Annotated in this window: 14 protein-coding genes; 3 read left to right on the plus strand and 11 right to left on the minus strand. The window is 53.7% G+C overall.

From position 1 onward, the window contains the following. Positions 1 to 93 precede the first annotated feature (93 nt). The 5 genes from AC0L7R_RS15745 to AC0L7R_RS15765 all read right to left on the minus strand — a co-directional run bounded on the left by AC0L7R_RS15745 (position 94) and on the right by AC0L7R_RS15765 (position 4454). Complete coding sequence (locus AC0L7R_RS15745) at positions 94 to 870, minus strand: helix-turn-helix transcriptional regulator (protein ID WP_247127505.1); 777 nt, start codon at positions 868 to 870, stop codon at positions 94 to 96. Further along, positions 830 to 1027, minus strand: a complete 198-nt coding sequence (locus AC0L7R_RS15750; protein ID WP_247127506.1) for a hypothetical protein — start codon at positions 1025 to 1027, stop codon at positions 830 to 832. The genes AC0L7R_RS15745 and AC0L7R_RS15750 overlap by 41 nt, the downstream gene beginning before the upstream one ends. Before the next feature lie 189 nt (positions 1028 to 1216). Then, entirely contained in the window at positions 1217 to 2500 is a 1284-nt protein-coding gene (gene ccrA / locus AC0L7R_RS15755; protein WP_473657808.1) for a crotonyl-CoA carboxylase/reductase, read from the minus strand. Positions 2501 to 2643: 143 nt separating this feature from the next. After that, positions 2644 to 3009 carry a hypothetical protein gene (locus tag AC0L7R_RS15760; RefSeq protein ID WP_247127508.1) on the minus strand — a complete coding sequence of 122 codons (366 nt, stop codon included), beginning with the start codon at positions 3007 to 3009 and terminating at the stop codon, positions 2644 to 2646. 92 nt (positions 3010 to 3101) lie between these two features. After that, positions 3102 to 4454: a 1-acyl-sn-glycerol-3-phosphate acyltransferase gene (locus AC0L7R_RS15765; RefSeq protein WP_473657809.1), complete on the minus strand. Its 1353-nt coding sequence runs from the start codon at positions 4452 to 4454 to the stop codon at positions 3102 to 3104. A gap of 157 nt (positions 4455 to 4611) precedes the next feature. Here AC0L7R_RS15765 and AC0L7R_RS15770 point away from each other — a divergent pair, with 157 nt between their 5' ends. The 3 genes from AC0L7R_RS15770 (at position 4612) to AC0L7R_RS15780 (ending at position 7820) form a co-directional block, all read left to right on the plus strand. Next, positions 4612 to 6579: a methylmalonyl-CoA mutase family protein gene (locus AC0L7R_RS15770; RefSeq protein ID WP_473657811.1), complete on the plus strand. Its 1968-nt coding sequence runs from the start codon at positions 4612 to 4614 to the stop codon at positions 6577 to 6579. 94 nt (positions 6580 to 6673) lie between these two features. Continuing rightward, positions 6674 to 7009 carry an H-NS histone family protein gene (locus tag AC0L7R_RS15775; RefSeq protein WP_247127511.1) on the plus strand — a complete coding sequence of 112 codons (336 nt, stop codon included), beginning with the start codon at positions 6674 to 6676 and terminating at the stop codon, positions 7007 to 7009. A 226-nt stretch (positions 7010 to 7235) separates the two neighbouring features. After that, the gene (locus AC0L7R_RS15780) at positions 7236 to 7820 is read left to right on the plus strand and encodes a hypothetical protein (RefSeq protein WP_473657813.1); all 585 of its coding nucleotides are present in this window, start codon (positions 7236 to 7238) and stop codon (positions 7818 to 7820) included. Here AC0L7R_RS15780 and AC0L7R_RS15785 read toward each other — a convergent pair. The 6 genes from AC0L7R_RS15785 to sdhD all read right to left on the minus strand — a co-directional run bounded on the left by AC0L7R_RS15785 (position 7817) and on the right by sdhD (position 12647). Then, positions 7817 to 8665, minus strand: a complete 849-nt coding sequence (locus tag AC0L7R_RS15785) for a DUF1989 domain-containing protein (protein WP_473657815.1) — start codon at positions 8663 to 8665, stop codon at positions 7817 to 7819. The genes AC0L7R_RS15780 and AC0L7R_RS15785 overlap by 4 nt on opposite strands. 103 nt (positions 8666 to 8768) lie before the next feature. Further along, positions 8769 to 9548: a succinate dehydrogenase iron-sulfur subunit gene (locus AC0L7R_RS15790; RefSeq protein ID WP_348394345.1), complete on the minus strand. Its 780-nt coding sequence runs from the start codon at positions 9546 to 9548 to the stop codon at positions 8769 to 8771. Between the two features lie 32 nt (positions 9549 to 9580). Continuing rightward, positions 9581 to 9874, minus strand: a complete 294-nt coding sequence (locus AC0L7R_RS15795; RefSeq protein ID WP_473657816.1) for a hypothetical protein — start codon at positions 9872 to 9874, stop codon at positions 9581 to 9583. Beyond that, entirely contained in the window at positions 9871 to 10296 is a 426-nt protein-coding gene (locus tag AC0L7R_RS15800; protein WP_473657817.1) for a hypothetical protein, read from the minus strand. Before AC0L7R_RS15800 ends, AC0L7R_RS15795 begins: the two co-directional genes overlap by 4 nt. A gap of 155 nt (positions 10297 to 10451) precedes the next feature. Continuing rightward, positions 10452 to 12257 carry a succinate dehydrogenase flavoprotein subunit gene (gene sdhA / locus AC0L7R_RS15805; protein ID WP_348109830.1) on the minus strand — a complete coding sequence of 602 codons (1806 nt, stop codon included), beginning with the start codon at positions 12255 to 12257 and terminating at the stop codon, positions 10452 to 10454. Positions 12258 to 12275: 18 nt separating this feature from the next. Further along, positions 12276 to 12647, minus strand: coding sequence for a succinate dehydrogenase, hydrophobic membrane anchor protein (gene sdhD / locus AC0L7R_RS15810; RefSeq protein WP_473657819.1), 372 nt, complete (start codon positions 12645 to 12647; stop codon positions 12276 to 12278). Positions 12648 to 12652: the final 5 nt, after the last annotated feature.

A 12652-nucleotide genomic window follows, 5' to 3' on the forward strand; every position in this document is an offset into this window, starting at 1 on the left:
ACCTGTCTATAAAAAGATGGTTAAGATTGCGACGTGCGGGTCTAGGAAGGATTACGGCACCGTACGCTGGTCGTTAAGAAATCATTGACGGCATTAATGACCGGAGTGCGTATCACGCCCCGGCCAACCGCCCACGGAATCGCGCGCAGCACCACCGACGATGATGTGCCCGTCTGCCAGCGCCTTGGCGACAGCGTGGATCGTATTGGACGCCCCGAGCTTGAACCGCGCGCTTTCGATATAGGCCCGCAACGTGTGTTCAGAGATCGACAGCATGTCCGCAACCTGCGCACGGCCATACCCCATCGCAAGGAACGTCAAGGCATCTACCTCGCGGGGGGAAAGAGGGCGGGTTGCTTCTGGCACGCGATTTTTCTCTAACTCCAACGCTTTTTGGTTCAAGAAATATGCGATCAAAACCAGATCGCGTTGATGTTCTGCGGTAAATGCTTCCCAGACGTCGTCCGAACAAGTGTGGGACACGCTAAACACCGCAAACTGTCCATTTGGCCCGCGCAGCGGGATCGAATACCCTTGGTTCCCAATACCGTGGGCGATTGCATCTACTTGGAATTGCCGGGCGGCTTTGCTCCGCCAGTCAAGGCGCTTCCAATTGACTGGATGAGCGCCCTGAAAACAGCCTATGACGACCGGATCGATACGAAGATATTCCTTATCTACGTAGTGTTGAACCCATTTGGGCGGATACGTCCCGAACCCATATTGATCACCATCAGCACTGACCCAGTGGTAAACCACATGGTCGATTTTGTAGTGATCACGTAAACCTAATGTCAGCCCATGAATTTCTTCAAGAGCCGTAACCTTCTCAAGCTTGCGTAAGAATTCGTCTAGGTTCAGTTTCTTCACTTCGTGCCAAATGCGGCACGCCCCTCTTGTCCGGGTCTATTTCAGCTTCTGCCACGACCGCGACCCGATCCAATTCTTCGGCTAGGTCGGGCAATTCGTTCTGCTGAGCAAAACTTTTCAAATCAACAATGACGTCAAGAATCCATTGGTGTCCCATGTTACAGCCTTTGCATTTAAGGTTAACAAATCGCTAACCCACAATACTTACCATCTTCAGGGCCCCCGCATCACCGGCGGTTTCGGCACCCCCATAAATAGCGGGCCGACTATCAAACAAGTATTTGAAAACATTAAGGGCGCAACCAAAATGGATGCGCCCCCTTTCGATTAACACAACTTATAGTTGTTATTCGGGTGCAATGCAATCCTCAAAGGTGCGCAGCCCCATTTTGGGAGATTGAACCAGCACGGCCATATTGCCGGGCTTGTGTTCATTCTTGCGCATCTTCGTATGAGCGGCCGGAATTTCGTTCCACTCAAAGCATTCAGACATACATGGATCCAGTCGACGTTCGACCATCAGGTGGTTCGCGGCGGACGCCTGCTTGAGGTTTGCGAAGTGGCTCCCCTGCAGGCGCTTCTGGTGCATCCACATGTATCTAACATCAAACGTACAATTGTACCCAGAAGTTCCCGCACAAATGACAACCATGCCACCTTTTTTTACAACGAGGCTCGAAACTGGGAAAGTTGCTTCGCCCGGATGTTCAAAAACCATGTCCACATTCACGCCTTTTCCGGTGATATCCCAGATGGCTTTGCCGAACTTACGCGCAGCTTTGAGCCATCCGTCATATTCGGGTGTGTTCACGGTAGGCAGTTGCCCCCAGCAATCGAAATCGTTCCGGTTGATCACACCTTTCGCCCCGAGCGACATCACAAAGTCACGTTTGCTTTCGTCGCTGATCACGCCGATTGCATTGGCCCCGGCCGTGTTGATCAACTGGATCGCATAGGACCCCAGACCGCCGGACGCGCCCCAAACCAGAACGTTCTGACCCGGTTTCAGGTCATGTGGTTCGTGACCGAACAACATCCGGTAAGCTGTCGCGAGCGTCAGTGTGTAGCACGCCGCTTCTTCCCACGTCAGGTGCTTGGGACGCGGCATCAGTTGCTGCGCTTGCACACATGTGAACTGTGCAAATGACCCGTCAGGGGTTTCATAGCCCCAAATCCGCTGAGACGGGGAATACATCGGGTCGCCACCGTTACAGTGTTCGTCGTCGCCGTCGTCTTGGTTGCAATGGATCACAACTTCATCGCCGACTTTCCAGCGCTTCACCTTGTCACCCACAGCCCAGACGATGCCAGAGGCATCCGAACCGGCGATGTGGTATTCCGCTTTGTGAACATCGAAAGGGCTAAGGGGTACGCCCAAACCAGCCCAAACACCGTTGTAATTAACGCCAGCGGCCATCACCATAACCAGCACTTCGTGGCTATCGGGCTTTGGTGTTGCGACTGTTTCGATTTCAAACGCTTTGTCTGGTTCGCCGTGACGTTCACGACGGATTGTCCATGCCTGCATCTGCTCTGGGACATGGCCCAAAGGTGGCATTTCACCGACTTCGTAAAGGTCTTTTTTCGGGGCTGCGTAGGCGTCTGCGCCTGCTGTCAAATCAAGGGCCATGGTGCGCTCCATCTCGCTTTATTCCTGTGTCAATGCCGCGCCGCAGAATCGGGCGTCTGACCTAGCAATAAGATCGGTAGCGAAACAAAGCAACACCATGGATGCATTTTTTGTAATTTAATTACTGCCGCATCGCAGAAACGTTAGGGAAACGAGACCAGCGATACGGTACAAACGTCGATATTGTTCTTCACAATGCTTGTTCCGTCTTGGAATTCGGCCCGCATATCGTAACCGCAGCTTGTCCGGCCATCTGCAAAATCAATGTTGCGCGACGTGCCCGCAGGGAACACTTCGGATCCCAGAATGTCTTCTTCCCAGCTGTTGGTCGTTGTCGGAGACCCGTAGAACCGCCAAATGGTCCGCCCTGTGTTGTTGCTCACCGTGACGACTTTGTTCGCGAGAATAACCGCCTGGCTGCCACCGCCGCCTGAAGAAACGTCTGCACATCCTGCAAGACCGCCCGCCACGATCCCAGCCGCAACCAATGATTTGAAATGAAACGCCATTAATGGGCCCTTTCTAAGATAATAAAATGTATACGTTATTAGGCACATTAACCCGGTTTCAGGCAAGACTGGATTCCCGTACCTGACGCGGTTCAGGACGGGAAATGGTGCTTAATTGAATTCGCGTAGTAGCCAAGCACATCAGCGCCATCAGCCTTAACGCGAACCCCGTCAGCATCACGTTCCAGCAAGTTGCGCAACACAAACCGCCCGAGTGTTTCATCCACAATCGCCGCGACATTCCGCTTCGGCAACGGCATCCGCTTTTCCTTCAATCCGTCCAGCATCCTGCCAACGGACGCTTCGAGATCGGAAATTGACGTAGCACCTTCCACAACGATGGCCCGCGCAACAAGGGGTGCTGCCAGAACTGGCACCACGGCCCTGATCCGAGACATCAGTTCTTGCGCGACTTCGCTGGTCAAATCCGATTGAACATCGAATTTCGACAGCGTCAGCGGTGCGCCAAATGCGACGGACGCTGTCCCGAAACCTTTGAATTGCCCCGTCAGGCGGCGCCAGAAGTAGGTCGAAACGCTGCTGATAACCGTCCATAGCGGCGGCCGAAAGCGGCGATTGCCCCCCTTGCCGGCCTTAATCAGGAACCGGTCTTCGAGAACTTGGTCGTAATTCAAGGCCACAGGAACGAAAATCACGTCCCGGTCCCCGTCTTCAAAACTTTCGACGATGTAGTTCAACAGGCCCAGCTTCGGATTACCGACCTCGCCGGTCAGGCTTAGCCCGCCTTCGGGGAACATTGCTTGGGTCACGCCACCATCGGTCGCCAGCTGGACGTATCTTGCAAGAACGCGACGGTACAAAGCCGTGCGTGACCGGCGGCGGATAAAGTATGCCCCCATCATGCGGATCACACCGGACAACGGCCAAACCCGCGCCCATTCGCCCACCGCATAAGACAACGCAGAGGCCCTGCTGACCAGATAAGTCACCAGAACATAGTCCATATTACTGCGATGGTTCATGACAAAGATCACTGTCGCGTCTTTATCCAAAGACTGTAGCGCGTCGCGGTCAAACGACCCAAGGCGGACCCGATACAACATGCGCGATAGCCATTTAGCGATGCGCATCCCGAAGGTAAAATAGACTGTCGCAGAGAAAGACGGAACGATTTCGCGGGCGTAATGCCGTGCTTTTTCAAAGGCCACGTTTTCCGGTACGTTATTTTCGCGAGCGTGGTCCACGATAGCTTGGGTAATCTCTGGATCGTACAGCAAACGCTGGATCATGTCGTAGCGTCGCGCCAGTTTGAAAGGCTCAATCGGACGTTCAAGCCGCGTGTTCAACTGCGCTATCAGCTTTTCGGCCCTGCGCCGGAAAAACCAACGCACAGATGGAAACAGGAAATGCGACGCAAACGTCACTGCGGCGAAAAGCACGATCAGAATGAACGCCCAAAGGGGCAGCGTCACAGGTTGCGTCATTGCGGGACATTGCCACGGGCGGCGGCCTAGGTAAATCCCACCGGTTCCTCAAGAAAAACGGGGATGCCGCAACGCAGCGAATTGACAGCGCCACAAAATGTCTCATATTAACCCCACAGCGAAACAATATTACCTGACCTGATTCCGGAGTAGCCTTATGTCGCAGACGCAGAAAACGAGACCATGGTTGTTCCGGACCTATGCAGGGCATTCGACAGCGGCGGCGTCTAATGCGCTTTATCGTGGCAATCTGGCGAAGGGCCAAACCGGTCTTTCGGTTGCTTTCGATCTACCGACACAAACCGGCTATGACAGCGATCACATTCTGGCAAAGGGCGAAGTTGGTAAGGTCGGCGTTCCTGTTTCCCATCTCGGGGACATGCGCGCGTTGTTCGACAATATCCCGCTCGAGCAAATGAATACGTCCATGACAATTAATGCGACCGCCCCTTGGTTGTTGTCGCTTTATATTGCGGTCGCTGAAGAACAGGGTGCGGATGTGTCTGCCCTGCAAGGCACCGTTCAGAACGATATCATCAAGGAATACCTGTCGCGCGGCACATATATTTGCCCGCCAGAACCATCCTTGCGGATGATTACCGATGTCGCGGCATATACCCGTGAACATTTGCCGAAATGGAACCCAATGAATGTGTGTTCCTATCATTTGCAAGAAGCAGGGGCGACGCCGGAAGAAGAATTGGCTTTCGCATTGGCAACCGCAACTGCCGTCTTGGATGATTTGAAAGACAAAGTTCCCGCAGAACATTTTCCAGCGATGGTTGGTCGCATTTCGTTTTTCGTGAACGCAGGCATTCGTTTTGTGACCGAGCTATGTAAAATGCGCGCATTTGTCGAACTGTGGGACGAGATTTGTCAGAAACGTTACGGCGTCGAAGATCCGAAATTCCGCCGTTTCCGTTATGGCGTGCAGGTCAATTCACTTGGCCTGACTGAACAGCAGCCTGAAAATAACGTTTACCGCATTCTGATCGAAATGCTTGCAGTGACCCTATCTAAGAACGCCCGTGCGCGTGCAGTTCAATTGCCCGCATGGAACGAAGCGCTTGGGCTACCCCGTCCATGGGACCAACAATGGTCGCTGCGCATGCAGCAGATTTTGGCGTATGAGACTGATTTGCTCGAATACGATGATCTGTTTGACGGTAATCCTGCAATTGATCGCAAAGTGAATGCGCTAAAAGACGGCGCACGTGCCGAACTGAAACAGATTGACGGTATGGGCGGCGCAGTAGGCGCAATTGGTTATATGAAATCCCGCCTCGTCGAATCCAATGCAACCCGTATTGGTGGAATTGAAACGGGTGATACAACCGTTGTGGGCGTCAATAAATGGCAGGCCGGTGAACCGTCACCGCTCACCGCTGGTGATGACGCAATTATGGTGTCCGATCCAAAAGCCGAAGCGGATCAACTTGCGCGTTTGGCCAAATGGAAATCAGATCGTGATGCAAATGCTGTTGATCAATCGCTTGCCGCTTTGCGCGCCGCCGCAATTGACGGCACGAATATCATGGGCCCTTCAATTGCCTGCGCAAAAGCCGGTGTCACAACGGGCGAATGGGCGGATGTCGTGCGCGACGTATTCGGCCAATACCGTGCACCTACAGGCGTCAGCAGCAATCCGTCAAATCGGACCGAAGGGTTAGATGACATTCGCGAACAGGTCGATTTGGTCAGCGCGGCACTTGGTCGTCGGATGAAGTTTCTTGTTGGAAAACCGGGACTTGACGGTCATTCAAACGGCGCCGAACAAATCGCTACCCGTGCGCGCGATTGCGGTATGGATATTGCCTACGACGGTATTCGCCTGACACCCGAAGACATTGTGTCAGCGGCCCGATCTGAAGACGCACATGTTATTGGGCTGTCGATCCTATCTGGATCTCATTTGCCATTGATTGCCGAAGTCATCTCACAATTAAAAGCTGCTGGCTTGGATCATATTCCAGTGATTGCGGGCGGAATTATTCCCGACGACGATGGGCTTAAATTGAAAGCAATTGGCGTCGCCAGAGTCTACACACCAAAGGATTTTGAATTAAACAAAATCATGTTCGATATCGTTGCTTTGGTCGACCCACGCAAAATTGCAGCGGAATAGACAACAGACATATTTTTCGTGTATGGCGGAAAGACATGTGTAAACCCCACGGGAGTCGGGGCGATTTATGCATGAATTTCTAACGGAGCTACCGATGAAAATTAACCTAAAGGGTATGTCTCGTAAGGAGCTCGAAAAGCTCCAAAAAGACGTGGACAAAGCGCTTGCGCGTATTGGTGACAAAGAACTGAAAGCGGTTCGGGACGAAGCCGCAAAACTTGCGGCCAAGCACGGCTATACGCTTGCTGACATAACGGGTGATGCACCTGTGAAAAAAGCACGTAAAGCAGCGGGGCCAAAAACAAAGGCACCTGCAAAATACGCGAACCCGTCTGATAAATCTCAGACATGGACCGGCAAAGGGCGTCAGCCTGTTTGGTACAAAGAAGCCGTTTCATCAGGCACTGCGCCTGAAGCTATGGAAATTTAAGTCTCGACAATATTACGAGTATTTTTCTGATAGGGTGGCTTGCGAGCCACCCTTTTCTTTTGCGCTCTCTGCACCTTTTGCGATTAGATCACAGCATGGCTTGAGCTTGCGAACAAAAAAACGCATCTTCGCGCCACGGTTCATCGCGGGGTCGGGCGGATCACTATGCGTCTTCGTCATACTGGCCCATGTTTGTGTAATTCATGTATGTAAGATTGATCTCGTTATGCGTTTTGCCAGATGGCCAGTTCTTACGACAGTTTTCATTGCGTCGTCATGCGGCCCCGCCGCCCAAAAAGGCGCATCAGACGGTTTCGAAACACCTGCCCCAAATGGTCAATTCCCCGTCGCTTTAGTCGAAACACAGTCAACCGTTTTGGATGACACCGTTTCATTGATTGCCGGCCGCGAAGAAGGCGTCGGGTTGCGCGCCTATGCCGGCATTATCCCCGACCAGCCAGTTCAATCCGACCTGACAGGAAATGCGACGTTCACTGGTCCCTATGCCGTCGCGTTTATTGAAGATATTGCGATTACCGACAATTTTGTCCGTGGCCGCAATTCTCTTTTGCGCGGAACGATCACATTAGATGCTGATCTGTCGACCCTTAGTTTTAGTGGCACCGATCAGGTGCTAACCGTCGATGCCCAGATCAAGGATGACAACGTTTTGGAAGGTCAGGTCACCGTACTCGGCGTCGCTGGAACGTTGCAGGGCGAGATCGGCGAAGATCGCGCATTCGGTGCATTTCATGGGGCGGATGAGACCCATTTGATGTCCGGCGGATTTGTCAGCTACCCCGCGCCTTAACGTCCGTGGCTGCGGTCATATCCGTTCTGTTCAGGTGAACTCCATTGCGATAGCGCTCCGTCAAGCGGCGCGATCACATCCATTTGCAACGGATAGCACGCTGCCGTGTCTGACGAATGTTCGGCGCTGCAATCGCCACCCGGACACGTGCTAAGCACGGCAAGCAGATCAATTTCCGCGAATAGATCAAGGTGGTCACCTGGTCGCACTGGGCTGGCCTTCATAAAATATTGCCCCGTGTCGCGCGTGAACCCCGTGCACATGAAGACGTTGAGAACATCGTGCACAAAAGGTTCCGCTTCACGCAGAGACATCCCAGTCGCATCCGCCAAGGCACGCGTCAGATTGGAATGGCAGCAATGGTGATACTGCGTCCCGTTCAGCAGGTTACCGGTATAAGGATCACAACGTGTTCCGATGACATCGTGCACGGACCCGCCGAAATCATCGACGCCGTACCAATCAAGCGTGTCATTGATCACAGTGGCCATGGGCCGCAATTGCGGGAAACTGGACCAAAGCCGGTCACCTGTGCTGACATGCGTGCCGTGCAATGCACGCGTTTTCCCCGAATAAAACCGCTCATTCAGGTCGTTGGCGTTGAAAAGATTCAAATCACCCACCTGCGGTCCATCCACGCTCGTGATCCGCAACATATGTCCTGCGGGCACACGAATTGCAGCGGCGTCGCGCGGGGCTGCGGTTTCGGTCGTGATAACAGGCGCCCCCGTGAAGGCCGCCTGATAATCGGCCAGTGGCGGTGGTGCCAGCGCATCCACAGGATAGCAGATCACGGGTTTGACGGCGCGACGCGTTTGGGCGTCAGATGGTGGGGTATGTGTCATGTGGTCAATCAATCGTACTCCGCGAACGTTAGCAATCGCAGATGATCCCACAAACAAAAAAGGCCCACCAAACTGGCGGGCCCTTCAAGACTATTTCGAAAAATTAGACGACGCGTTCGACCATCATGCCTTTGATGCTTGCAATCGCTTTGGCTGGGTTCAGACCCTTCGGGCAGGTCTTTGCGCAGTTCATGATCGTGTGGCAACGGTAGAGTTTGAACGGATCTTCCAATTCATCCAGACGTTCGCCAGTTGCTTCGTCACGGCTGTCGATGATCCAGCGGTAAGCATGCAACAGCGCTGCTGGCCCAAGATACCGATCGCCGTTCCACCAGTAAGATGGGCAGGATGTCGAACAACATGCGCACATCACGCATTCATACAGTCCATCCAGTTTTTCGCGGTCTTCAACAGACTGCTTCCATTCCTTCGCAGGACGGTTCGTCTTCGTTTCCAGCCACGGCATGATAGATGCATGCTGTGCATAGAAGTGGGTTAGATCGGGGATCAAATCCTTGATCACAGGCATGTGTGGCAACGGATAAATCTTCACGTCGCCTTCAACGTCATCCATGCCGTAGATGCAGGCCAGCGTGTTGATCCCGTCGATGTTCATCGCACAAGATCCGCAAATGCCTTCGCGGCAGGACCGGCGGAACGTCAGTGTCGGATCAATCTCGTTCTTGATCTTGATCAGTGCGTCCAGAACCATTGGACCGCATGTGTCCATATCCACGAAATACGTGTCCAAAGACGGGTTTTTGCCGTCCTCTTCGTTCCAACGATAAATCTGCACTTTGCGCAGGTTCGTCGCACCTTCAGGTTTTGGCCAAGTCTTGCCAGTCACCATGCGGCTGTTCTTAGGGAGTGTCAGTTGTACCATGTCTTCTCTCCTTCTGGGGCAGGCCCAGTCTTTTATCTATTGCGCAGAACAGGTGGCCGGATCGGCAATTCACCCGTGCGCTGAAACACACATCTTTCGTAGACCGCAACTGGGTCCAATCCACGCAGGAAATCAGACGTGACCCCTACGCTTGCATCTGCAAAACCGCCGGAACGGTTATTAAAACCAACTGTAGCTTCACCAGTCGGTCCTTGGGCATCGCGCGCCCTTTGTTCACACTGATCCGCGACAAGCGCCGGATCGGGCGGTGGCAATGCGCATCCTGCAAGTAAAGCGATCGATATGATGGACAACCGAAACTTCATCTGCCGACACAATACCCCGCACCGCCATACAGAACTGACGCGCCCGGTGGGCAATGTGCAGGTCTGCGCGGCGGCAGTGGTTCCAGACGTGGGCCAGTCTGGCCCAATTCCCTATTTTGCGCCGAATACGCATCGACGTTCGTGACACCCAACCGTTCCAAACAGGACCGATACCGCGCGTCAGCAACACCAGGCGCCGTTGTGAACGCTGCGAAGCTATACAAGAACCGCAGCATCAGCTCTTCAAAATCGACGGCCTCTTGGACGGTGCCCGTCTGGTTCGATTGACGTTCCCTTAGCCAGTCAGAATGGCATTCGGCCCGTGTTTGCGCCGGTGCGCCGCGCATGTCCGCCACCGAACACCCAGACAATATCAACGCAGCACAAACCGCACTAACTGTTCCAATTTGTGTAACGCCCATCACGCTATCCCCCCAGATATGGTGTGGTAATAAAGAAACTACACCATTCCTGTGGCAATACCGCCTGTGGGTCAAGCTGGAGGCCAACCTTACACATCATTAAAACGAACAATCCTTTACCTGATCACGTAAAACACACGCCGCCTGCGCGGGTATTAATATACCCGTGCTTTTGGTGCGATTTTCTTAAGGTCGATCCCACCTTCGTCGTGGTTTGTCAGCGGATCAAGGTGCACGGGACGTGTTGTCAGTGTGGTTTTCGCCCCATCGACAACGGCCAATGAGTGAACGCGCCAGTTCTTGTCGTCACGATCAGGGTAATCCTCGTGGGCATGCGCCCCGCGACTTTCCTTACGTGCTTCAGCAGCCACAATCGTCGCCAATGCGTTTGGCATCAGGTTCGTCAGCTCAAGCGTTTCCATCAAGTCAGAGTTCCACACAAGCGACCGGTCGGTCACTTTAATGTCGTCCATCTTGCCTGCGATACCTTCCATCGCGGTCACACCTTCGGCCAGCGTTTTGTCTGTCCGGAACACAGCCGCGTCTTTTTGCATCGCTTTTTGCATCTCAAGCCGCAGTTCGGCGGTCGATGTTTCGCCTTTCGCGTGGCGTAGCCCATCGAAACGGTCGAATGCGTAGTCCACGGATGCTTGGTTCAGCGTCGGGTTGGCAGAGTTCGGATCAACAACTTCACCAGCGCGGATCGCGGCGGCACGGCCAAAGACCACGAGGTCAATCAAAGAGTTAGACCCAAGACGGTTCGCACCATGCACAGATGCACAGCCCGCTTCACCAACAGCCATCAAGCCCGGCACGATTGCGTCGGGGTTGTCTTTGGTCGGGTTCAGCACCTCACCCATATAGTTCGTTGGAATACCGCCCATGTTATAGTGCACGGTCGGCAGAACAGGGATTGGTTCCTTCGTCAGATCAACACCAGCAAAAATGCGTGCAGATTCTGAAATACCCGGCAGACGCAGATCCAGCGTTTCTTTCGGCAGGTGGTTCAGGTGCAGGTGGATATGGTCACCATCTGCGCCAACACCGCGGCCTTCACGAATTTCCATCGTCATACAGCGGGACACAACATCGCGTGACGCGAGGTCTTTATATGTCGGTGCATAACGTTCCATGAAACGTTCGCCTTCGGAGTTGGTCAGATAACCCCCCTCGCCACGCGCACCTTCGGTGATCAAACAGCCAGCGCCATAAATCCCAGTCGGGTGGAACTGAACGAATTCCATATCCTGCAACGGTAGACCCTGACGGGCCACCATACCACCGCCATCACCCGTACAGGTGTGGGCAGAGGTCGCAGAGAAATAAGCACGGCCATAGCCACCAGTCGCCAGAACAACAGTCTTCGCGTTGAAGACGTGCATCGTGCCGTCGTCAAGTTTCCAAGCGATGACGCCTTGGCAGACGCCGTCTTCGGACATGATCAGGTCCATCGCGAAATATTCGATGTAGAACTCAGCCTGTTGCTTCAAAGACTGACCATACAATGTGTGCAAGATCGCGTGACCAGTCCGGTCAGCCGCAGCACAAGTACGTTGTACAGGTGGGCCTTCACCAAATTCAGTTGTGTGGCCACCAAATGGACGCTGGTAAATTTCGCCCTTTTCGGTCCGCGAGAATGGCACACCGTAGTGCTCCAACTCGTAAACAGCCTTCGGGGCTTCACGGGCGAGGTATTCCATCGCATCCGTATCGCCCAGCCAGTCAGACCCTTTCACAGTGTCATACATGTGCCATTGCCAGCTATCGGGGCCCATGTTGCCCAGCGACGCAGCGATCCCGCCTTGCGCCGCAACAGTGTGCGACCGCGTTGGGAAGACTTTGGAAATACAGGCCGTTTTCAGACCCTGTTCAGCAAGACCCAATGTCGCGCGCAGACCAGCACCACCGGCACCAACCACAATCGCGTCATAGTAATGGGTTTCATATTCGTAAGCAGCCATCAAAAATCTCCGGCAGAATTAAAGGGCAAGGCGCAGGATGGCGATCACGCCAAGCGCTGCGGCACCATAAGACAGACAAATCATCGCGATGATCAGCGCCTTGCGGGCGATACCATGGACGTAGTCTTCGATCAGGGTTTGAACACCTTTGCGGAAGTGGAAAAAGCTAACCACAAACGTCAGCGCTGCAATCGCGGCAGGCACGGGACGGGCGTAGTAGGCCACGACTTCCTCGTAGGTCGACCCCAAGGTCGCGCCAAAGGTGAAGATAAAGAGCGGGATCAGCACCACAAGCGCCACAGAGGACACCATCATTTTCCAGTGGTGGTCTGTGCCTGTTTTGGCAGAGCCCATGCCCACGACGCGTTTACGATCAGTTACAAATGCCATGTCAG

The sequence above is a fragment of the Yoonia sp. D2-7 genome, assembly GCF_055809435.1.